We start from the raw sequence: 21,943 nt of genomic DNA, 5'->3' as shown, positions 1-21,943 counted from the left end.
ACGTTCCTCCGCCTTGAAACCGTATGTGCGGACCGTTCGTACGTTCCAGACACGCTCCCCCTGATTCTCCTCCTGCCTGTGAGTGCTTCGACCGCCATGAGCGAAGACAACCTGAATGACGGCGATGCACTGGCCATTGCCATTGTCGGCATGGCCGGCCGCTTCCCGGGCTCTCCGGACGTGGAAGCCTACTGGCGCAACCTCCGCGACGGCGTGGAGGGCATCCGCTTCTTCACGGACGACGAGCTGCGCGCGCGGGGTGTCCCCGAAGAGCGACTGAGGCAGCCGGGCTTCGTGAAGGCCGGGGCAGTGCTGGAGCAGGTGGATGCCTTCGACGCGGGCTTCTTCGGCTACTCGCCGCGTGAGGCGGCGTTGATGGACCCGCAGCACCGCATCTTCCTGGAGTGCGCCTGGGAGGCGATGGAGCACGCGGGCCACGGGCTGGACACGGAGTCGCGCTCGGTGGGCGTCTTCGCCGGAACGAGCCTGAGCACCTACCTGCTCTTCAACCTGCACACGCACCCGGAGCTGCTCGATTCAGGCGACAGCTTCCAGGTGATGATTGGCAACGACAAGGACTTCCTCGCCACGCGGCTCGCGTACCACATGGACCTCAAGGGTCCGAGCCTCGACGTGCAGACGGGATGTTCCACCTCGCTGGTCGCAACCCACCTGGCCTGTCAGGCGCTGCTCGGCTTCCAGTGTGACGTGGCGCTCGCGGGGGGCGTGTCCGTGGACATGCCCCAGCGCACCGGCTACGTGCACCAGCCCGGTGGCATCGCGTCGCCGGACGGGCACTGTCGCCCCTTCGATGCCGAGGCCCAGGGAACGCTCTTCGGCAGTGGCGTGGGCGTGGTGGTGCTCAAGCGGCTGGAGGACGCGCTGGCGGATGGCAGCCACATCCACGCCGTCATCCGCGCCACGGCCGTCAACAACGACGGCGCCTCGAAGCTCGGCTACACCGCCCCCAGTTCCGAGGGGCAGGCGGAGGTCATTGCCCGCACCCATGCGCTGGCGGGCGTGACGCCGGACAAAGTGGGCTTCGTGGAGACGCACGGCACCGGCACGCTGCTGGGAGATCCGGTGGAGGTCTCCGCGCTGACGAGCGCCTTCCGCGCGGGCACCGAGGCCACCAGCTTCTGCGCGCTGGGCTCGGTCAAGTCGAACATCGGCCACCTGGACGCGGCGGCGGGCGTGGCCGGCCTCATCAAGGCGACGCTCGCGGTGGAGCACGGGCAGATCCCTCCCACCCTGCACTGCCGGACGCCCAACCCCAACATCGACTGGGCCCGGAGCCCCTTCTATGTGAACGCCACGCTGAAGGACTGGCAGCCCCATGGCCACCGGCGCCACGCGGGCGTGAGTTCCTTTGGGATTGGCGGCACCAACGCCCACGCGCTGCTGGAAGCGCCTCCTCCTCCCGCGCCTTCCGGCCCCACCCGGCCTTGGAAGCTGGTGGCCCTCTCCGCGAAGAAGCCGGGCGCGCTGGACACGCTCAGCCACAACCTCGGCGCGCACCTGGCGGCGCGTCCGGAGCAGGAACTGGCGGACGTGGCCTACACCCTCCAGATCGGCCGAAAGGCCTTCGCCCATCGGCGCGTGGTGATTTGCGAGGACGGCCAGGACGCGGCCACCGTGCTGACCGATGGGGCACCGGAGCGCGTGTTCACCGGCATGGCGAAGGACGGTGGACGTCCCGTCGTGTTCCTCTTCCCCGGTGGCGGGGCCCAGCACGTGCGCATGGGGCAGGAGCTGTACGAGACGGAGCCCGCCTTTCGCGAGGCCTTCGATGCGTGCGCCGCCCTGCTGTCGCGCCGGGGAGGCCCGTCGCTGCGCGCGGTGCTCTACCCGCCTGGAGACGCGGACGCCTCGGCGCCCCTGCCTCGCCCGTCCGTGGGCCTGCCCGCGCTCTTCACCGTGGAGTACGCGCTCGCGAAGCTGTGGGAGTCCTGGGGCATCCAGCCCGAGGCGATGATTGGCCACAGCATGGGCGAGTACGTCGCCGCCTGCCTCGCGGGTGTCTTCTCCCTGGAGGATGCGCTCGCCCTGGTGACCGAGCGAGGCCGCCTCTTCGAGCAGCTCCCCTCGGGCGCCATGGTGAGCGTGGCCCTGTCCGAGGAGGAACTGCTGCCGCTGCTGAGCGAGCGGCTGTCGCTGGCCGCCGTCAATGGACCCACTCAGTGCGTGGTGGCCGGAGACACCGCCGCCGTGGACGCGCTTTCGACGGAGCTGGCGGCGCGTGGCATCGAGCACCGTCGGGTCCACATCGACGTGGCCGCGCACTCGCACATCATCGACTCCATCCTGCCGGCGTTCTCCGCCTTCGTGAGCCGGCTGAAGCTGCAGACCCCCAAGCTGCCCTTCGTGTCCGGTGTAACGGGGACGTGGGTGACGGAGGAGGAGGCCACGGACCCGCGCTACTGGGTGCGGCACCTCCGGCAGACGGTGCGCTTTGGCCCCGGCCTGCGCTGCCTGATGGAGGACACCTCGCGCGTGCTGCTGGAGGTGGGCCCCGGCCGGACGCTGGGCTCGCTCGCGCGGCTCCAGGTGGCTCGCGACCAGTCCACCGTCGTGCTCACGTCGATGCGCGCTCCTCGCGAGCCGGGCTCCGACGTGCGCTTCGTGCTCACCACCCTGGGCCGGCTCTGGATGGCCGGCGTGCCGGTGGACTGGAAGCGCCTCTACGCCGGAGAGAAGCGGCGGCGCGTGGTGCTCCCCACCTACCCCTTCGAGCGCAAGCGGCACTGGTTGGACCCGAAGCTGGTGGGCGCCATCGTTGGCGGAGAGGCCTCGCTCGCCCGGCGCAAGGACGCCTCTGACTGGTACTACCTGCCGTCGTGGAAGCGGACGCTCGCCCCGCGCGTGCCCGCGGCCACCCTGGGTCACTGGCTCGTCTTCGTCGACGAGCGGGGGCTGGGTGACGCGCTGGCGGCGCGGCTCATGGAGACCGGCGGCCGGGTCACCCGCGTGAAGTCCGGCCCTGACTTCCGGCGACTGGAGGACGGAGACTTCGAGGTGAACCCGGGCCGCGCGGAGAATTACGCGACGCTGCTGGCCGCGCTCACCGAGGACGGGCCGCGACCCGACCGCATCGTCCACCTGTGGAGCGTGGATGCGACTGGCGCGGGCCTGGAAGGCGTGGAGCGCGCCCAGGACACGGGCTTCTTCAGCCTGCTCTTCCTGGCGCAGGCGCTGGGAGGCCAGGGTTCGTCCGGGTCGGTACACCTCACGGTGGTCTCCACCGGAGTGCAGTCCGTCACCGGCCACGAGTCACTCGCCTCGGAGAAGGCCACGCTGCTCGGCGCATGTCGCGTGCTGCCCCATGAGGTGCCGGGCCTCACGTGTCGGACGCTCGATGTGGAGCTGCCCGAAAGTCCGACGGAGCTGCCGACGTTGGCGGCACGGCTGGCGGGTGAGGTCACCGCGACGTCCTCCAACGGCGCGGTCGCGCTGCGAGGCGCCCACCGCTGGGAGCAGTCGCTGGAGCCCGCGCACCTGACGCCTCCGGAGACGGGCGCGCCGACGCGGCTGCGGCCTCGGGGCACGTACCTCATCACCGGCGGCCTGGGCGGAATCGGCCTGGTACTGGCGGAGTCTCTCGCGCGCAAGGTGCAGGCCCGGCTGGTGCTGGTGGGTCACCGCGCGATGCCGGAACGAAGCCACTGGGATGCGTGGCTGGGCGCACACGACGAGCAGGACGTGGTGAGCCAGCGGATTCGCCGGGTCCTCGTGTTGGAGTCACTCGGGTCCGAGGTCCTGGTACTCCAGGCGGACGTGGGCGACGCGGGGCAGATGGCGGAGGTGATGCGCCGCACGCGTGAGACTTTTGGCGATCCGCATGGCGTCATCCATGCCGCGGGTGTGCCCGCGGGTGGGCTCGCCCAGCTTCGCACCCGGAAGGCGGTGGAAAATGTCCTCCGTCCGAAGGTGCGAGGCACGTGGGTCCTGCACGAGCTGTTGAAGGGCATGCCCCTCGACTTCCTCCTGCTCTGCTCATCCCGCACGGCCTTCACCGCCGAGCCCGGGCAGATCGACCACTGCGCGGCGTGCGCCTTCCAGGATGCCTTCGCCTACCAGGCCTCGGCGACGGGGAGCCTGCCGGTCATCTCCCTGGGCTGGGACACGTGGCGCGAGGTGGGCCAGGCCGTCACCACCCAGATTCCCGGCGGGGCCGACGCGCTGCGCGAGGCGATGCTCACCCACGCCCTGTCCCCTACCGAGGGCGTGGACGTGTTCGAGCGCGTCCTCGCGCAGATGCCCACGCACGTCGTGGTGTCCACGCAGGACCTGCGCGCGGCCATGGCCCGCAGCGCCAGCTTCCTCCAGGACCTGATGGGCCCGGTGGAGACGGACGACGCGCCCAAGGGAGAGCGCGCGGCGCCCACGAACATGGACGACGCGGAGCGCGAGCTGGCGGACATCTGGCGGCGCCTCCTGGGCGTGGAGAGCGTGTCGCTGCACGAGAATTTCTTCGAGCTGGGTGGCAACTCGCTGATTGGCCTGAAGGTCATCAACGAGGTGAAGCGCCGCTTCGGCACGGACGTGCCCGTGGTGGCGCTCTTCGAGAACCCCACCCTGAGCGCCATGGCGCGGCTCCTGACGCGCGGACAGGACCCGGCGCCGACGACGACCACCAGCGACCGGAGGAGCCGAGGAGCGCGGCGCCGGGAGCAAATCCAGCAGCGCCGCCAGTCCGGCAATTGAGGGGGAGGAACCAGCGTGTCGGAAGGCAACACGGGCATGGAGATCGCAATCACCGGGATGGCCGGGCGCTTCCCGGGCGCACGCGGCCTGGATGAGCTGTGGCGCAACCTGTGCGACGGCGTGGAGGCCATCGAGCCTCTGTCGGACGACGCGGTGCTGAAGGCCGGCCTGCCCCCGGAGGTGCTCGCGGATCCCCACTTCATCAAGGTGGCCTCGCGACTGGAGGACGTGGCGGGCTTCGACGCGGCCTTCTTCGGCTACACGCCGCGCGAGGCGGAGGTGATGGACCCGCAGCAGCGCCTCTTCCTGGAGTGCGCGCTGGAGGCACTGGAGGACGCGGGCCAGGGAGCGCCGCCCCAGGACGTGCTGGTGGGCGTCTTCGGTGGCCAGGCCCTGAGCACGTATCTGTTGCTCAACCTGATGGGGAACGCGGAGCTCCTTCGCACCGCGGACCCGCTCCAGCTCAACCTGGGCAACGCGGGCAGCTTTCTCACCACGCGCGTCTCCTACAAGCTGGACCTTCGCGGCCCCAGCTTCAACGTGGAGAGCGCATGCTCCACGTCGCTCGTCGCGGTCCACGTCGCCTGCCAGAGCCTGCTCAACCAGGAGTGTGACGTCGCGCTCGCGGGAGGCGTGTCCATCAACCTCCAGCTCCAGGGCGGCTATCGCTACGTGGAAGGTGGCATCCTCTCGCCGGATGGGCGCTGTCGCTCGTTCGACGCGCAGGCGAAGGGCATCGTCTTCGGCAGCGGCGCGGGAGTGGTGGCGCTCAAGCGGCTGGAAGACGCGCTCGCGGATGGCAGTCACATCTACGCCGTCATCAAGGGCTCCGCGGTGAACAACGACGGCGCCGCGCGCGTGGGCTACACCGCGCCGGGCGTCGAGGGACAGGCCGCCGTCATCTCCGAGGCCCTGGGCAGCGCGGGCGTGTCCGCCGCGAGCATCGGCTACGTGGAGGCGCACGGCACCGGCACGGCGTTGGGAGACCCCATCGAGGTGCAGGCGTTGACGCGGGCCTTCGGCGACGAGGCGGCGGGGCCGCGCACGTGCGCCATCGGCTCGCTCAAGCCCAACGTGGGCCACCTGGACGCGGCGGCGGGCGTGGCGGGCCTCATCAAGGCGGCGCTGGCGCTCAAGCACCGCAAGCTGCCGCCCAGCCTCAACTTCGAGACGCCCAACCCCAACATCCCCTGGGACGAGAGCCCCTTCTACGTCAACACCACGCTGCGCGAGTGGAAGGCCTCCGCCCACGGGCCCCGGCGCGCTGGCGTGAGCAGCTTCGGCATGGGTGGCACCAACGCCCATGTCATCCTCGAGGAGCCGCCGACGCGAGCCCCTGTCCGGGCCGCCCGCGCGCAGCAGCTCCTGCTCCTGTCGGCTCGCACGCCCGCCGCGCTCGCCGCGCAGACCCAGCGGCTGGCGGAGCACCTTCGCGCGAACCCGGGCCTGGAGCCCGCGGACGCGGCGTACAGCCTCCAGGTCGGCAGGCGTCGCCACGCGCATCGCCGCGCCATCGTGTGTCAGGGGCGCGAGGACGCGCTCACGGCGCTGGGCGACACCGCGCGGCAGTTGTCCGCCGCCGAGGAGCGCACGGGCCGCTCCACGGTCTTCATGTTCCCCGGCCAGGGCGCGCAGTACGCGGGAATGGCCCAGGGCCTCTACGAGAGCGAGCGCGCCTTCCGCGCGGTGGTGGACGACTGCGCCACCCGGCTCACGCCGCACCTGGGCCAGGACCTGCGCGAGGTCCTCTTCCCCGCCGCGAACCGCGCGGAGGAGGCCCAGCGCCAGTTGCAGCAGACGCGACTGGCACAGCCCGCCCTCTTCACCATCGAGTACGCGCTCGCCCGGCTGTGGATGAGCTGGGGCGTTCAGCCCGAAGCGATGATTGGCCACAGCATCGGTGAGTACGTGGCCGCGTGCCTCGCGGGCGTCTTCAGCCTGCCGGATGCGCTGGCCCTGGTGGCCGCGCGCGGCAAGCTCATGCAGGAGCTGCCCTCGGGGGCCATGCTCTCCGTCGCGCTGCCGCACACGGAGCTGACGCCGCTGCTGGACGCGCGCGTGTCCGTGGCCGCGATGAACGCGCCTTCGCTGACGGTGGTCGCCGGACCCGACGACGCGGTGGAAGCACTGCGGGCCCGGCTCGAGGAGCGCGGCGTGCAGGCTCGCAAGCTGCACACCTCGCACGCGTTCCACTCCGCGATGATGGACCCCATCCTCGCGCCGTTCACCGAGCGCGTGCGGCGGGTCAAGCTTTCCGCGCCCCAACTGCCCTACCTCTCCAACGTCACGGGCACCTGGGTGACGGCCGCCGAGGCGACGGACCCGGCGTACTGGGCCCGCCACCTGCGCCAGCCGGTGCGCTTCGCGGCGGGGCTCTCGCTGTTGCGGCCCGCGCAGGTGCTGCTGGAGGTCGGTCCCGGACGCACGCTGTCCACCTTCGCCGCCCAGCCCGGCGCGCTCCCGCAGGCGCCCACCACGATGACCTCACTGCGCCACCCGGACACGCGGCAGCCGGATACGGCCGTGCTGCTCGGCGCGCTGGGGCAGCTGTGGCTTTCGGGCGTGGACGTGGACTGGGAGGCCTTCCACGGAGGGGAGCGACGACTGCGCGTCCCGCTGCCCACGTATCCCTTCGAGCGCAAGCGCTACTGGGTCTCCCCGGATGGACACCGCGCGCTGGCTTCCGCTCCAGCACCGGAGCGCACGCTCGAGGCCCGGGAGCATGAAGAGGCGGCGTCCGCGGGCTACTCGCGCCCCGCGCTGTCCACGGAGTACGTGTCACCCGACACGGAGGACGCGCGGACGGTGGCGCGCATCTGGGAGGACGTGCTGGGTGTGCGGCCGGTGGGGCTCAACGACGACTTCTTCGCGCTCGGGGGGCACTCGCTGCTGGCCACCACGGTGGTGGGTCGCCTGCGGGACACCTTCGGCTTCACGGTGCCACTGCAGTCCCTGTTCGAGGCACCGACGGTCGCCCGCCTGGCGGCGTTGGTGGCCGAGCAGCGCAAGAGCCCCGGCCATGATGATCCGGAAGTCGAGGCCCTGCTGAAGATGCTGGCGGAGCTCACCCCCGAAGAGGTCGCGGCCAGTCGCTAGCCGCGCTCCCACCCCTTTCGAGAAACAGCCGATGGCATCTCCCAACTCCGCACCCCTGAAGGCCCTCATCCTGGCCATGGAGTACACCCCGAACGTGGCCGGAGGCGTGGGCACCTACGTCTACGAACTGGCCCGCGGGCTGGCCCGTGGCGGGTGCAAGGTCACCGTCGTGGCGTACACCCCGGGCGAGCCGGCCGTGCTTCGCGAGCCCAACCTCACCGTTCACCTGGTCCCTCCGAGCCGGGGCAGCCTCTCGCAAGCGGCGCAGCTCTCGCTGGTGCGTGGCATCCGCCTCTTCAACGAGGACCTGGTCCACCACGGCCGCGAGCGCATCCGCGAGGAGCAGCCGGACCTCATCCACTTCCACCAGTGGCACACGCACCGGGCCGCGCGGGTGCTCGGCCGCGAGGCCGGCGTGCCCGTGCTGGGCACCAGCCACTACATCTCCGAGCCCGCCGAGCGCTGGTGGGGCCAGACGCCCGACCCGGAGATCCTCGAGGAGGAGCGCAGCTTCTACGACGGCACGACACCGGTCATCTCGGTGAGTGAGTCCATGAGCGAGCTCATCCGGGAGACCTACGGGCTGTCGGCGTCGCTGCTGCACACCATCCACTGCGGCATGGAGGCGGGGCCCTTCCTGGAGCCCTCGCACACTCCCGAGCAGTACGCGCGGCTGCGCGCCACGGTGGCCACGCCCGATGACCCGGTCGTCCTCTACACGGGCCGGCTCCATCCGCAGAAGGGCATCACCGCCATCTTCGCCGCCGCCGAGCGCGTGCTCGCCAAACGTCCAGAGGTGCGCTTCCTCCTGGCGGGCGGCACCGACTCGCGCGAGTCCACGCAGATGGTGCAAGGGCTGACCCAGCGCTACGCGCACCTGCGCCACCGCATCAAGCTGCTGGGCAAGTTGCCGCGTCGCCAGCTCGGACTGCTGCACCGAATCTCGGACCTGGCGCTGGTGCCCTCGCTGTACGAACCCTTCGGCTACACGGCCATCGAGGCCATGGCCTCCGGGCTCCCGCTCGTGGCGACGAGGTCTGGAGGCCCGGCGGAGATCGTCGAGCACGAGAAGACGGGCATGCTCGTCCCGGTGCTGCCCGGCGCGCCAGGAGGCCCGCGCGAGGTGGATATCGAGGCACTCGCCAACGCGCAGCTCCACTTGCTGGAGGACCGCCAGCGCGCTCGGAGCATGGGCCTCGCCGGACAGCAGCGCGTGGTGGAGCTCTTCGGCCTGCCGCGCATGGTGGCCGCCAACCGCGTCGTGTACCAGAAGCTGATCGACATGCCCGCCCGGCAGGCCGAGGCCCCTGTCGCTCGCCGCGAGGTGCTCTCATGACATCCCCGGTGTCGCCCTCCCCCGCCCTGGCCGCGGCGGAGTGGCTGGCCTTCCACGTCCCGCAGCCGAGCGCCTGGGTGAGGGTGTTCTGCCTGCCCCACGCGGGCGGCAGCGCGTCGCTGTTCCGCACCTGGCAGGCGGAGCTGGGACAGGACATCGAGGTGTGCCCGGTGCAGCTCCCCGGCCGGGAGAACCGGCTGCGTGAGCCGCCCCTGCGTGAGCTGCCGCGGGTCGTCGACTTCCTGGTGGACGTGGTGGCGCGCCACGGGGACAAGCCCTTCGCCCTGTTCGGTCACAGCATGGGCGCGCTGCTCGCGTACGAGCTGACGCGGGCGCTGCGCGAGCGGGGGCTCCCCACGCCGTTGCACCTCTTCGTCGCCAGCTACCGCGCGCCCCAGACGCTGAAGGCCCACCCGCCCACGGCAATCACCCACGACATCGACGCGGCCGAGGCCCGGCGCATGGGCGAGGCCATCTCCGTCTCGGGCGACATGGCGGAAGAGCTGCTGAAGCTGATTCGCACCACCCTGCTGGCGGACACCGCCGTGTGCGAGGGCTACACGTGGAAGCCGGGCCCCGCCCTGGCCTGTCCGCTGTCCGCCTTCCGAGGCTTCGACGACTACGTCCCCGAGGACGCGACGGAGGCCTGGCGCCAGCTCACCTCCGGAACGTTCTTCACCCAGACGTTCCTGGGCGACCACTTCTTCCTGCGGCAGACGCCTCGCGGCCTGCTGCAGAACATGCGCCGGAGCCTCGCGAAGTCGCGGCCCGCGCCTTCCCGCTGACCCTCCCCAAAGGAGCTGCCCCGATGAAGTACCTCATCTACGTCAAGGACCGCACCTCGGGCCCCGTGCCCCCGGACCCCATCGCCCTCAACCGCTCCGTCCGCGAGTGGGTGGGCGCCCGCCTCCAGGACGGCACCATGGACTGTGCCTACTACGTCCTCCCGAAGATGGGCCTCTGTATCATCAACGCCGACTCGCACGAGACGCTGCTGACGCTGCTGCGCGCGTGGCCGTCGTTCGCGTTCCAGGAGTTCGAGATCCACATGCTGGCGGACGTGCGCCACGGCATCGACAACAACTTCGAGCGACTGACGCGCGAGGGCCCCAAGGCCCCGGCCGAAGAAAACGCGGCGTGACGCGCCACCCAGGAGAGCTGTCATGAGCACCGCCACCGTGCAGAAGGATGTCGGGCCCCAGGTCCCCGAGCGCATGCCGCTCGACAACCGTCGGGCTTTCTACGAAGGCCTCGAAGCCAACAACAAGCCCATCATCTTCACGGATGCCATGAAGGGCTGGCCCGCCGCCGAGCGGTGGACCTTCGACTGGTTCATCCAGCAGTACGGCGACGTGAGCGTCCCGGTGGAGTGGCTGCGCTACAACGCACGCCCCGCTGGCGACGTGGAGCGCGTGGGCCGCGTGCGGAAGATGACCATGCGCGACTACGTCGCCTCGCTGAAGGTGAAGGACGGCGAGGAGACGCCGGGCTACCTCATCGGCAACGACTTGTTCCGCACCCTCCCCGCCCTGCACCGCGACGTGCGCTTCGACGAGTACGCCGTGCAGCGGCGCCTCACCGAACAGCTCTTCTTCATGGGGCCGAAGGGCACCTTCACCCAGCTCCACTTCGACCGCGCGCACAACCTGCACGCCGTCATGGTGGGCCGCAAGCAGTGGCAGCTGTACGCGCCGTCACGGGACGCGGAGCTGCGGCCGGCGAAGCTCAGCCACCCCTGGTCGGTGATGAGCGCGCATGACCTGACACCGCACGGGGGCAAGCCGGACGAGCTGCCCGCGGGCAAAATCCCCGACTATGACTTCGTCCTGGAGGCCGGGGAGATCCTCTACCTGCCCTATGGCTGGTGGCACCGCGTGTACACGGTGGAGGACGCCATCGCCACCAACTACTGGTGGTGGACCTGGTCCATGCTGGCGCGCATCGGCCCCAAGCTCATCCCCTCCATCGCGGTGAGCGCGATGAAGAAGATGCGCAAGCAGCAGACGCTCGGTCGCGAGTACCGCGAGCAGTGACGCGGAGCCGGCGGCTCACTCCAAGTCGATGAGGGCGGCGAACATCGCGCCCTGCGAGACATTGACGACGCCTGTGCCCTTTCCCATGGGGCACAGGCGCAGCGAGTGGCCGCCGTAGGTTTCACCGAGGACGAAGAGGCCCCAGATGACGCTGTGAGGCAGCACCCCACCGTCGGGTCCCAAGTAGTGGAAGGGCGCGGACCGCACCCGCTCCTGCACCACCCAGCCACCCTCATCGAGCGCCTTGCGCGCGGCTTCGTCCCACACGGGCGCGGGCGTCGACTCCCCGAGCAACACCGAGGCGCCGCCAAAGTCCCGCCCCGCCTTGAGCACCAGCTCCTCGCGCCGGGTGGACAGCAGCTCCGGAAGGAAGACGCGCTCGCCCCCGCGCTCGACGTGGGCCCGCTCGACGCGGCGAGACCAGGGCACGTGGGTGCGCACCAGCGCCTGCTCCTCGGCGGACAGCGCGGAGGACGTCACACGCTCCGACAGGAGCGCGAGGTTGCGCTTGTCGTCGAGCACGTCCTGAGCGGGACCGTTGAAGAGGCTGATTGAGCGAGCGGCGGTGGCGGCCCGCGCGTTTTCGATGAACTCCGGGCCCGCCATCAGGAGACGATCCCGGGCCTCGTACTCGACCACCGCGTGCAGCCGCTTGCCCTGGGTGGTGAGGCGGTGTCCCTCGGCGCTCTTCACCGCGCCGTAGGTGGTCATGAAGACCTCGCCCCGCGCGCCCTCAGGACGGAGGATCTCCATGAGCTGGCTGGTGAAGAGTCGGCACGCCTGCTCCGCGAGCGCCGGCCCCGGAAGTCCGCTCGGGGGGAAGAGGATGGCGATGTTGCACTCGCCCTCCCACTCGGTGTCGCGGCGCACGCAGTCCACGATGTTGGCGAAGAAGACGCGCAGGGTATGGGGCTGACGGACGCGCAGCCCCTTCTCGGTGGCGAAGCGGTGCATCGCGGGCTGCGACATGACCTGTTGGACGAGGAAGGCCGTCTCCCAGCCGCCGACCCCCGCCGTCAGGTTGAACTCCAGGCACTTCAGGGCCGTGCCATCGTGGATGAAGTCACCCCGGCTGATGGCTCCGCGCGCGTCGTCCGTGCGCGCGAGGCAGTCCAGCGCCTCGCTGGCGCGCTCCTGGGAGAGCCCGTACCAGGCCGCCGCGCTGGCGGCGTCCCCGAGCAGCCGCCGTGGCGCGCATTTGATGAGTCGGCACAGCTTCGTGGCCATCTCCCGCATCGCCAACACCGCCGTGGCGTCGATGAACAGGGGCCAGGCATGCAGTTGGTAGGGAAAGAGCGGTGACGCCTCGCTCGGCGCGAAACTGTGCCGCGCGAAGGCTTCCGGGACGCGCTCGGCGAAGTCGAGGAACTCCGCGGCCGCGGAGGACAGCCTCCCGTGCAACGCCTTGATGTCGGGAGGCAACTTTCCGCCGGGAATCGGCTCGGGCGCGCGCATGCCGTACTGCTCCTTCATGAGTAGAGGTGAACCACGTCGACTGCGTGGGAGTCGCTCAAGACAGCTCGCAGACCACGCGAAGCTCGCTCGTATATCGGTGCTGGGCCGCATCCGTGAGCCAGAGGTGGTCCGGGTCCGGCACCATCTCCGAGAAGCTGACCCGCGAGGACGGAGCTTCCTCCAGCGCGCGTCGCACCAGCTTGGCCATCATCTCCACCAGGAGCGGGCTGTCGAAGTCCACGAAGCAGGGCTTGCGCTCCGTCTCCACCTTGAAGAACGCGAAGCGAGGGATGCCGAGTCCGCGCTGCCAGCGCCGGGCCTCGAGCCACTGCTCCAGCGCCTCCGTGACACTGGCGAAGCCCAGGCTCGCCGCCGGCACGCTCCATCGCTCGCGGGCGACGATGACACCATCCACCGTCAGTCGCGGCGAGTAGTCCTCGCCCAGCGCCAGGTCGAAGGCGCTCGCGCAGCGGTGCTCCAGATAGACGGCCAGGAAGTCCATCAACCCGAAGCGGCGCCCGCTCACCCGGTCGACAACCTCGAGCGCGCCGTCGCGGCGCTCCACCACCAGGTCACCCACGCGCAAGGCGCGAGCACCAGGGTTCGGCGACGGCTCCTGCCCGGAGAGGTAGTGGAGGCTGCCTCTGGGGAACAGGCACGGCAGCGTCCGCTGGCTCCACTCGGACTTGGGAAACACCGGGATGATATCCGCCTCGGTGGCACACCGCTCCGCGAGCGCGAAGAGCTCCGCGGGCGCGGGGTGCTGCTCCACGAAGAGCGAGGAGATGCTGTTGCACAAGTGCAGCTCACCCAGGACCAGTTGGTAGTCCCCGGCGCGGACCGCCTCGTCGCTCGCCGCGTCGATCATCACGTCCGGCGACGCATGCCAGCGGCGCTTCCACCCCGCTCCGCTCGTGATGAACGTCTCTCGCACCACGGGGCGCAGTGCCTCGACGGTGCGCGTCTGACGACGGACACCCGGTTCGAGGGCGAAGAGCTCACGCCAGCGACGACGGTGCTCGGTGACAATCTCCTGGATGGGCATCAGCTCCGTCGCGGACGCCGGATCTTGAATGCCCTCGACGAAGGCGAGCTGGAGCGTGGTGAGCTCCACCGTCGCTCCTCCCTGGGACAGCCTGTCGAACAGCGCCTCCAGGCCCACGCCCGTGCGACGGGTCACCTCGCCCACCAGCCAGCGAGCCCCCGTCAGCAGCAGCTCCAACACGGGTCCGAGTCGCGCGAGCAGCGGAGCCCCCAGCTCCAGCGAGCCGTCCCTCACGCAGTCCTCGTAGATGAGCGTGCGCGAGGCGTACGTCTTGCCCGCCGCGCGCGTCGGAAGCGCGCCCGTCACTTCCTTGAACACGCCCTCCAGCTCCGCGAGCGCTCCGTCCAGCGACTCGGGTGAGCCAGCCGCGGCCTCGACGGCGGCACGCGCGTGCTCCAGTCGGTCCAGCGGGGCCAGCGCGCGCGCCCGAGCATCCGCATCGGGAATCGCCATCAGCGCACCGCGCAGCACCACCTCCGGGCGCACCAGCAGCGGCACGTCCCAACCCCAGGCCAGCACTCCCATCCCGCTCGCCTGGTCCAGCGCGTCGTAGACCTCGTCCACGTTCGCGAAGGCGGGCTCGGCGCCGCGCGTGAGCGCCTCCGCGATGGCCACTGCGCTGACCGTGCCATCACACCGCGCGAGCAACAGCGCCTGCGACGGCAACAGCTCCACGGGCGTGGGCATGGGGCCATGCAGCACCTGGCCCTCCAGGCGGAAATACGGCAACAGCCGAGGCGGCGCCCAACGTCGCAGGGTGGCGTCCTGGACCAGCGCGGCGCCGAGCGTGTCCATGCACCACGCCTCGAAGTAGACGGCGCGCCGGGAGACGAGTTGCTGCCCCGGCGACAAACGCAAGGCGTCACTCGACTGCGTCAGCCGCGCCCAACCCACCGGACCGAAGAACCCGATGGTGTCATTCTTGGTGCTGTAACGCTGAACGTAGGAAGCGACCAGCCGCTCGCGTTGCCGGGCCTTGCTGTTGCGCGCCGTTGCGGGCAGCGCCGCGAGCGGCTCGACGCCCGTCTTGTACGCGTGACGGTTCTGCCAGAGCAGGGCCTCGCGCAGTCGCGTCTCACCTGCCAGGGAGCGCAGCGCGGCGCTGATATTCAGCAAATCCGCGTCGAACGTGGCGCGCAGTGCCTCCCCGGGTGTTTCAGCCCCCGTCGCGAGCCAGGCCTCCGCGGCGGCGGCGGCGCTCGGTGCCGCGAGCCGGAGCACATCCTCGGCGGGAAAACCGGCGCCGCGCAGCGCGGCCCAGGGCCACAGCGCCATTCCAGGAGCAAGCGGGACAAGCAAGGGTGAAGCGGACATCGAGGATTCCAGAGGCTCGGGTACAGCGGTCAAGGAAGTCTGCCCCTTCCGGATTGTCCGCCTACTCTAGTATACAGCCCGTCCCTCTCAACGGCGTTCCCTGTATGAGCGATCAATCATCATCATTGCCGCGTCTTTCGTATTTCACGGGTCGAGGTGTCGCGGAGAAGATCCGCCTGGTGCTCGCCGAGTCCGGCACGGAGTACGAGGACATCGACCTGGGCAAGTTCGACGTGAAGGCGAAGGAGAAGACGCCTCCCTTCGAGGAGCTGAAGCGCGCCGGAAAGCTGGCCTTCGACAAGGTGCCCTTGTGGGAGGAGCCGGACGGATTCCGCGTCGTGCAGAGCCTGGCCATCCTGCGTCACGTCGCGCGCACCCGGGGCCTCTATGGCGCGAACCCGCGTGAGAGCGCCGCCTGCGACATGATCATCGAAGGCGTCGAGGAAGTGACCGCACGCGCGCGCAGCCTGACGTCGCTCAGCCCGGACGAGTTGTCCGAGCAGCTCCCCATCATCCTGGGCGAGGAGCTGCCCCAGTGGCTCGGCCACTTCGAGCGGGTGATTGGGAACAACGGCAGCGGCGAGGGCTTCTTCGTCGGCACCGCGGTGAGCGTGGCGGACACCAGCGTCTTCGGCTTCCTGGAGCTGCTCGTCGACAACGGGCTCATGGAGGTGCTGGAGAACAGCTACCCGCGCCTGCGCTCGTTTTTCGAGCGGATGAGACAGCGCCCCAACCTCGCGCGCTACATCGCTTCTCCCAAGCGAAACCCGCCCGTCCAGCTCCTCAACGGCTGAGCGGAATCATCCTGGCACCCGAAGCCCTCCGGCCATGACGCTGACCCTGAAGTTTCATGACTCCGTCCGCCACCTGAATGATGAGGCGCTTGACGTCCTCACGTCCGAGTCGAGTGTGTTCTTCGGCCGGCGCTGGCTCAGGATGTTGGACGCGGTCGACCTCCCCTTCATGGTCCGGGGCGAGCTGTCGCTTCGCTATGCCATTGTCAGCCAGGGCGAGGTCCCCGTCGCGCTGGCGCCGTGTTTCATCACCCGCAGCCAGAACATCTACACCCCCTACGCGCTGGAGAAGTTCTTCTTCAGCAGTTGGAAGAAAGGCTTCGCCAACGCGGGGGGGCTGAGCCGGGTGGCCGTCACGGTGGCGGACCTCTACCACTCGCTGGCGCGGCTCACGGGGGCTGGCATCGATGGAGGAGTGTTCGTCACCAGCCCCCTCAGCATGCGCAGCGGCATCATCTGCTCGCCCCAGTCGCCTGAACTCGCGCGCCAGGCCCGCGAGCTCATCCTCCAGGGGCTGCGGGAGCTGGCGACGAGTGAGCGACTCCCCCTCTACTTCTACGGAGTGGATGGAGACGATGCGGCGCTGCGAGAGGCGCTCAATTCAACGTCCTTCCAGGAGGTCTTCATCTACGACGACAACGTCATCGACGTGCCGCCGGGTGAGAGCCTCGACGCCTATCTGGGCCAGTTCAAGAGCGACGCGCGGAGGTTCCTCAAGAAGGAGATGGCGCACGTTCGAGACGCGGGCGTGAGCTTCGAGCGTGTCTCGCGCATGGGTGAGATGGGCGAGTTGCTCGAGCGGTTCTACGAGGTGACGTATTCGAAGTACGGCAGCGAGCACATCCGCCACCCGCCCGCGTTCTGGTCCGCCATCGAGCAGCACGTCTCACCCGAAGCCGAGGCCGTGGTGGGCTACCAGGGCGGAGAGCCCATCGGGTTCTCCCTGCTGCTGCAGAAGCACGACGAGGTGTGGTTCTACCGCGTCGGTCGCGCCGAGGCGGGTGCATCGGAGACACCGCTGTACTTCAACCTCGGCTTCTATGAGCCGCTGCGCCGGGCCTACGAGCTGGGCGCCCGGAAGCTCTGGCTCGGGCCCAGCGCCTACGAGACGAAGCGACGGAGAGGCGCGCGAAGACATCCACTCTTCAGCTACCTGTGGATTCCAGGGCGCTGGCCGCGCACCGTCCTTCAGCCCTACGTGTCTGCCTATTCCCGCGTGACGAAGGCCATGGCGGCGGGCAGCCCGCAGAAGAACCGGATGCGCAAGACACCCTGACCTGGAGGGTGCGCCGACTCCCGTGGCGCGTCGCACGCTGCCACGGGAGCCTGAGCAGGCTCAGCCTTCGAGCTGCTCCGGCGTGACGCAGTCCGCGGCGAGGTCCAGGTCCTCCAGCGGGATTCGCTGGATGTGTTCGCGCGGCTCGTACTTGGGGTTGAGCTTGTCGCGATACTTCTCGGAGCCGCTCTCGTACGTCACCCACAGCTCGCCATCGATGATGTTCACGCCCTGGGCGTAGGGGTCGATGAGCCCATTGCTGATATCCACCCGGTTATCGATGTTCGCCGTGAAGGAGTCCGCGCTGGCCTCGAACGGCTGGTAGATGAGCTTCTGGTCGCCCGTGGTGAACAGCAGGGCGCCGTCGACCACCGTCATGCCCTGGGCGCGGTCCGGCGCGCGGATGGGTCCCTGGCGTGAGTCCTCGATGAGGGAGCCGGTCTCCTCGTCGAGCTTGTAACGCCAGACAGCGCCCGCCTTGCCATCGCCGTCCTTGCTGTAGCTGCCGATGTACGCGTAGCCGTCCTTCACCGTCATGTAGCTGCCAGCGGAGACCAGGTCCATGCCAGTGGCCGGGTCCTTCACTCCCTCGGGGAATGGGACCTCCATCACCTGGGAGGCCTGGGCCACGGTCCCCGTCTTCGCCGCGCGCTCGAGCTCCTCGCGCGTGTAGACGTAGATGCCCCGGGTGTCGGAGACGTAGACGAACTCGCCGTCGGTCGAGACACCACCGCCGTGCGTGGGCTTTCCCTCTTCGGGGTGCTTGGGGTCGAGCCCACCGAGCTGCACCTGGAGCGACTCGCTGCCCGAGCCCTTGTCCTGCACGGACAGCAGCACGTCGTGCTCGTCGGAGTAGTACGTCGTGAGCACTTCATCGCGTTTGGCGTCGTAGCCCTGGCCCTGGGGCGTCCAGCCCGCATCGAGGTGCAGCAGCTCCGGACCGACGGGCGCCGAGCCGCTCGAGGAAGGCGGAGCGGCCACCACGCTCGCGGGCTCCGCGACCGCCGACTTCGTCCCCAGGCCGGTGAGATTCACGGGGCTGGGCCGGGCAGCCTCCAGGCCGTCCTGGAAATAGGGCGCGGGGGCCGGGGGCGTCACCGGTGCTTCAGGCGCCAGAGGCTTCGTGGCATCCGTCTGGGTCGTGGTGACGACCCGGCGAGGAATCGAGGTGATCAAGAGCATGCCTCCGTCTGAACGGGCGAGTTTCCAAGCCCCGCTGTATCACGGGCTGGTAACAACCCGAGCATATCCGAGTCTGGCCGGGAGAGCGCGACCCGGCCCACGGAACCGGCGGCCCCTTGGGGCGGCTGCGGGACGCGGATTTTGCTATGGGGGGGGCCATGTCATCCGCACTCCAGACCCGTTCCCCCAGCTCCCTGGCCGCTGGCCGCTTTGGTCAGACGCGCTACATGATTCGCCGGAAGTTCTTCAAGCTGTTCGGCGGCGCCTTCCACATCTACGACGAGGTGGGCAACCTCGCGTTCTACTCGAAGATGAAGGCCTTCAAGCTGAAGGAGGACCTGCGCATCTACGGAGATGAGGAGATGCGTGAGGAGCTGCTCACCATCAAGGCGCGCGGCATCCTCGACTTCGGCATGACGTACGACGTGACGGACGCCGCCACGGGAGAGCGCGTGGGCGCGCTGCGCCGCAAGGGCCTGCGCTCCATCCTCCGAGACCAGTGGCTGGTGCTGGACGCGAACGACCAGGAGACGGGGAAGATTGAAGAGGACAGCATGATGCTGGCGCTGGTGCGCCGCTTCCTCACCAACCTGGTGCCGCAGTCCTTCTCCGGGAAGCTGGGCGAGACGAAGGTCCTCGCCTTCCACCAGCGGTTCAACCCGTTCATCCAGAAGATCGACCTGGACTTCTCGATGGACGACCGGAACCTGCTCGACCGGCGGCTCGGCATCGCCGCGGCGGTCCTGATGTGCGCCATCGAAGGCCGTCAGCAGTAGCCTTCGAGAGAGGGGCCGGGAGCGCGTCCCGGCCCCCTTCTTCAGGAGCGGAGGGGCAGTCGGAGGGTGAAGGTGGAGCCTTCGCCCATCTGGGAGCGGGCGGCCAGCGAGCCACCGTGAAGCCGGGCGAGCGACGAGGCGATGAACAAGCCCAGTCCATGGCCCCTCCCCTGTTGGCTGTCCGCTCTCCGGAAGCGGTCGAAGACGTGGGGCAGCGAGGCGGCCGGGATTCCCACGCCCTTGTCTCGCACATGGATGAGGACCGCGCCTGGATCCAACGCCGTCCGGATGTCCACCTCGCGAGAGGCGCCGCGATACTTCACCGCATTGGACAGCAGGTTGTTGAGGATCTGCCGCGTCCGTTCCGCGTCGAAGAACACCTGCTCCGGAGGCTCTTGCGCCTCCAGCCGGAAGGTCACCTCTGGCTGGGCCTCGGACCAGTCCTGGACGACTTCCTGGAGGAAGGGAACCAGGGGCGCGGGCACGCGCTGGAGCTCCAGCTTCCCATCCACCAGTCGCGAGGCGTCCAGGATGGAGGTCACCAACCCGTTCATCTGGTCGAGCTGGCGCATCACCGACTCCGCGGAGCGTTGCTCGTCTTCGGGGGCGCCACGCTTGAGCAGCTTGCGAAGCAGGAGCTGGACGTTGAGGCGCGCGGAGCTCAGCGGCGTCTTCAGCTCATGTGCGACCCAGTTGAGCATCTCCTCGCGCGCCGCTCCCAAGGAGGTGGCGGAATCGCGCGAAGGCGGAGGTGTGTCCGGAATGGCCCGTTCGTGACGGGCCAGCGCGGCGCTGACGGTCTTCTCGAAGGTGGCCAGGTCCACCGGTTTGGCCAGGAACGTCTCCGCCTCTTCGCGACCGGTTGGGCGCGCCGCGCTGAGGAGCACGAAAGGCACATGCGCCAGGGCGGGCTCCGAGCGCATCGCATAGAACAACTGCATCCCCGTGCGCCGGGGCATCATGTGGTCGCTGATGACCAGGTCCGGAGGCTCCGTGCGCGCGAGCATCAGGGCCTCCTCGCCATTGCTTGCTCGCACGACGCGGTGGCCCAGGTCCTCCAGCACCTCGGAGAACACTTCCAGGAGCGCCTCTTCGTCCTCGGCGATGAGGATCAGGCTCATGTCGTGCTCCCACCGATGGTGGTTCCCACCGGACGGGCCTGACCCGTGAGCAATCCCTGAGAGGAACGCATGGGGGCGAGCACCCGCAGGCCCGTATCGGCCACCTCGAACTCGCGCACGGTGCTGTCGTACTTGCTGTCGCGCATCTTCAGGATGGAGAGGATCCGGTGCAGGCGGCCGTGCAGCTCCACGAAGCGCAGGAGCAGCACGTTCTCCGCCAGCATGGCCACGGGCGAATCGCTGAAATCCAGCTCGGTGCCCACGACCTTGGAGACCTCGCGGGTGAACAACGACGTCACCCCCAGTTGCCGCAGGCGCAGCGACAGGGATGCCAGGAAGGCGCGGCGTCGCTCGCCCTCCATGATGGACTGCTCCAGCTCCGCCAGCCCATCCAGGACGACGCGCTTCACGCCCCGCTCCTCGATGCGCTGGAGGATGCGGCGGACAAGGACGTCTGCCTCGGCTTCCGCGGGCAGCTCGTTGATGATTTCCAGCATCCCGGACTCGTACGCGGGCCGCATGTCCAGCCCCACCCGCAGCGCGCGGGCGAGCACGCGCTCGGGTGAGTCGAAGAACGAGACGAAGAGCGCCTTCTCCCCACGGCGAGCACCGTCCAGCGCGAAGTACGACGCCATCAGCGTCTTGCCGATGCCCATGCTCCCGGCGATCAACGTGGCGCTGTTGGACGGAAAGCCGCCGTACATCAAGGTGTCCAGCTCCGGAAGCCCGAAGCCCCTGCGTTCGAGGTCCAGAGGAGCCTCCGGCACGGCAGGCAGCGTCGCCTCCAGGCGAGGCAGGAAGTCCACGCCCTGCATGGTGATGCGCATGACGTGCTCACCCATCAGGTGTGGACGACCGCGCAGCTTCACCACCTCCACCCGGCGCATGCGGAGCGCGCCCTGGCTCCGGACGGACACCGCCACGATGCCATCCATGGTGGTGGCCTCCGGCAGTTCCATCAGTCGCTGGAGCGGATACTCCGTGGTGAAGATGCCAATGCAGTTGAGCGCCGCCAGGCCGAGGCCCAGCTCGTAGAGGAACTCGCGCAACCGCGCCTCGTCCTGCCACAGGTCGCGGATGGAGCGCAGGCCGTCGATGAAGAGCAGGCGGGCGCCGCGCTCTCGCACCGTCTGGAGGAGCAGGTCCCTGGCTTCCTTGGCGCCCCGCTTCAGCGCCGAGTAGGCGCTGATGAGGAACAGCATGTCGCCCAGCACCTCGGGCTTGTGGAAGGCGAAGCCGGACAGCGCATCCACCAGCTTGTCATGAGGCTCGGAAGTGACGGTGACCACCACGACGGGGATGCCCCGCGACGCGGCCGCGAAGGCCACCTGGCTGCACAGCACCGTCTTGCCGCTGCCGGGCGTCCCGGTGACGATGATGGACTGGCGAGGAGGCAACCCACCCGCAAGGAGCACGTTGAGGCTGGGAATGCCGGTGTCGAAGTTCTGCGGCGGACTCATTCGGGAATTCCGGGGAACGTGAAGACCCAGGCGAGGGAGGCCTGAGCCAGGAGGTGTGCACGCGACGGCACAGCGCGCAACCTGCGGTTGGCTCGGGCGACCCGCCACCCCGAAACGCCGTTCGACGACCCCGGACTGTTCAGCAGTCAGCATCCTCCAGCCCTGAAGGGCTGGGTGCTGAACCAGCGAAGGGCTGGACGCCTGCCGTATGCCGTCCAGCCCCCGTGCGCTGGACCTGGCGCGCGTTCCCCTGGCACCAGCCAGAGGAACTGCACGTGCGGCGACCATCTCACTGGCAGGCGTTGGAGCAGTGGTTCGAGCCCCCCGAGTCAACCTCCAGGAAAACCAGCT

Annotated in this window: 14 protein-coding genes; 9 read left to right on the top strand and 5 right to left on the bottom strand. The window is 69.4% G+C overall.

The window, feature by feature from the left end:
- Positions 1-96: 96 nt before the first annotated feature.
- From HUA74_RS17550 to HUA74_RS17525, 6 genes are read left to right on the top strand one after another with little or no spacing between them, the layout of a single operon-like run.
- The gene (locus HUA74_RS17550) at positions 97-4,704 is read left to right on the top strand and encodes a type I polyketide synthase (RefSeq protein WP_174455410.1); all 4,608 of its coding nucleotides are present in this window, start codon (positions 97-99) and stop codon (positions 4,702-4,704) included.
- A 15-nt stretch (positions 4,705-4,719) separates the two neighbouring features.
- Complete coding sequence (locus HUA74_RS17545; RefSeq protein ID WP_371817252.1) at positions 4,720-7,800, top strand: type I polyketide synthase; 3,081 nt, start codon at positions 4,720-4,722, stop codon at positions 7,798-7,800.
- A 31-nt stretch (positions 7,801-7,831) separates the two neighbouring features.
- Positions 7,832-9,136, top strand: a complete 1,305-nt coding sequence (locus HUA74_RS17540) for a glycosyltransferase family 4 protein (RefSeq protein WP_141640646.1) — start codon at positions 7,832-7,834, stop codon at positions 9,134-9,136.
- Positions 9,133-9,921, top strand: a complete 789-nt coding sequence (locus HUA74_RS17535) for a thioesterase II family protein (RefSeq protein WP_141640645.1) — start codon at positions 9,133-9,135, stop codon at positions 9,919-9,921. The genes HUA74_RS17540 and HUA74_RS17535 overlap by 4 nt, the downstream gene beginning before the upstream one ends.
- A 23-nt stretch (positions 9,922-9,944) precedes the next feature.
- On the top strand, positions 9,945-10,277 hold the full coding sequence (locus HUA74_RS17530; protein WP_174455409.1) for a hypothetical protein: 333 nt from the start codon (positions 9,945-9,947) through the stop codon (positions 10,275-10,277).
- Between the two features lie 22 nt (positions 10,278-10,299).
- The gene (locus HUA74_RS17525; protein WP_174455408.1) at positions 10,300-11,169 is read left to right on the top strand and encodes a cupin-like domain-containing protein; all 870 of its coding nucleotides are present in this window, start codon (positions 10,300-10,302) and stop codon (positions 11,167-11,169) included.
- 15 nt (positions 11,170-11,184) lie between these two features.
- Here HUA74_RS17525 and HUA74_RS17520 read toward each other — a convergent pair whose 3' ends face one another.
- Together HUA74_RS17520 and HUA74_RS17515 are read right to left on the bottom strand one after the other, a co-directional pair.
- The gene (locus HUA74_RS17520; RefSeq protein ID WP_254625104.1) at positions 11,185-12,642 is read right to left on the bottom strand and encodes a hypothetical protein; all 1,458 of its coding nucleotides are present in this window, start codon (positions 12,640-12,642) and stop codon (positions 11,185-11,187) included.
- A 37-nt stretch (positions 12,643-12,679) separates the two neighbouring features.
- Positions 12,680-14,983 (bottom strand): lantibiotic dehydratase, encoded by a 2,304-nt coding sequence (locus HUA74_RS17515; protein ID WP_254625103.1) that lies wholly within the window; start codon positions 14,981-14,983, stop codon positions 12,680-12,682.
- A gap of 104 nt (positions 14,984-15,087) precedes the next feature.
- Between HUA74_RS17515 and HUA74_RS17510 the strand changes: the two genes are divergently transcribed.
- Positions 15,088-15,777 carry a glutathione S-transferase family protein gene (locus HUA74_RS17510; protein WP_174455407.1) on the top strand — a complete coding sequence of 230 codons (690 nt, stop codon included), beginning with the start codon at positions 15,088-15,090 and terminating at the stop codon, positions 15,775-15,777.
- Between the two features lie 34 nt (positions 15,778-15,811).
- Positions 15,812-17,053, top strand: coding sequence for a GNAT family N-acetyltransferase (locus tag HUA74_RS17505; protein ID WP_174455406.1), 1,242 nt, complete (start codon positions 15,812-15,814; stop codon positions 17,051-17,053).
- Between the two features lie 60 nt (positions 17,054-17,113).
- Here the strand turns inward: HUA74_RS17505 and HUA74_RS17500 are convergent, their stop codons facing one another.
- On the bottom strand, positions 17,114-18,235 hold the full coding sequence (locus HUA74_RS17500) for a hypothetical protein (protein ID WP_254625102.1): 1,122 nt from the start codon (positions 18,233-18,235) through the stop codon (positions 17,114-17,116).
- 158 nt (positions 18,236-18,393) lie between these two features.
- On the opposite strand from HUA74_RS17500, the gene HUA74_RS17495 reads away from it, so the two are divergent.
- On the top strand, positions 18,394-19,011 hold the full coding sequence (locus HUA74_RS17495) for a hypothetical protein (RefSeq protein WP_141640640.1): 618 nt from the start codon (positions 18,394-18,396) through the stop codon (positions 19,009-19,011).
- Between the two features lie 41 nt (positions 19,012-19,052).
- Here the strand turns inward: HUA74_RS17495 and HUA74_RS17490 are convergent, their stop codons facing one another.
- On the bottom strand, positions 19,053-20,132 hold the full coding sequence (locus HUA74_RS17490; RefSeq protein ID WP_141640639.1) for a hybrid sensor histidine kinase/response regulator: 1,080 nt from the start codon (positions 20,130-20,132) through the stop codon (positions 19,053-19,055).
- A complete protein-coding gene (locus tag HUA74_RS17485) occupies positions 20,129-21,592 on the bottom strand; it encodes an ATPase domain-containing protein (RefSeq protein WP_174455405.1) in 1,464 nt (487 codons plus the stop codon). The genes HUA74_RS17490 and HUA74_RS17485 overlap by 4 nt, the downstream gene beginning before the upstream one ends.
- Positions 21,593-21,943 lie beyond the last annotated feature (351 nt).

The sequence above is a fragment of the Myxococcus sp. CA051A genome (genome assembly GCF_013336705.1).
Taxonomy (GTDB): Bacteria; Myxococcota; Myxococcia; order Myxococcales; family Myxococcaceae; genus Myxococcus; species Myxococcus llanfairpwllgwyngyllgogerychwyrndrobwllllantysiliogogogochensis.
Note: the sequence above shows the minus strand (reverse complement) of the source record. Positions and strands in the feature narration are given on the sequence as shown.

Bases quoted from the DNA above. Each gene is read 5' to 3' on its own strand.
- HUA74_RS17540 (WP_141640646.1), top strand. From the start codon at position 7,832: ATGGCATCTCCCAACTCCGCACCCCTGAAGGCCCTCATCCTGGCCATG.
- HUA74_RS17520 (WP_254625104.1), bottom strand. From the start codon at position 12,642: ATGAAGGAGCAGTACGGCATGCGCGCGCCCGAGCCGATTCCCGGCGGA.
- HUA74_RS17485 (WP_174455405.1), bottom strand. From the start codon at position 21,592: ATGAGTCCGCCGCAGAACTTCGACACCGGCATTCCCAGCCTCAACGTG.
- HUA74_RS17515 (WP_254625103.1), bottom strand. From the start codon at position 14,983: ATGTCCGCTTCACCCTTGCTTGTCCCGCTTGCTCCTGGAATGGCGCTG.
- HUA74_RS17510 (WP_174455407.1), top strand. From the start codon at position 15,088: ATGAGCGATCAATCATCATCATTGCCGCGTCTTTCGTATTTCACGGGT.
- HUA74_RS17525 (WP_174455408.1), top strand. From the start codon at position 10,300: ATGAGCACCGCCACCGTGCAGAAGGATGTCGGGCCCCAGGTCCCCGAG.
- HUA74_RS17490 (WP_141640639.1), bottom strand. From the start codon at position 20,132: ATGAGCCTGATCCTCATCGCCGAGGACGAAGAGGCGCTCCTGGAAGTG.
- HUA74_RS17505 (WP_174455406.1), top strand. From the start codon at position 15,812: ATGACGCTGACCCTGAAGTTTCATGACTCCGTCCGCCACCTGAATGAT.
- HUA74_RS17495 (WP_141640640.1), top strand. From the start codon at position 18,394: ATGTCATCCGCACTCCAGACCCGTTCCCCCAGCTCCCTGGCCGCTGGC.
- HUA74_RS17500 (WP_254625102.1), bottom strand. From the start codon at position 18,235: ATGCTCTTGATCACCTCGATTCCTCGCCGGGTCGTCACCACGACCCAG.
- HUA74_RS17550 (WP_174455410.1), top strand. From the start codon at position 97: ATGAGCGAAGACAACCTGAATGACGGCGATGCACTGGCCATTGCCATT.
- HUA74_RS17530 (WP_174455409.1), top strand. From the start codon at position 9,945: ATGAAGTACCTCATCTACGTCAAGGACCGCACCTCGGGCCCCGTGCCC.
- HUA74_RS17535 (WP_141640645.1), top strand. From the start codon at position 9,133: ATGACATCCCCGGTGTCGCCCTCCCCCGCCCTGGCCGCGGCGGAGTGG.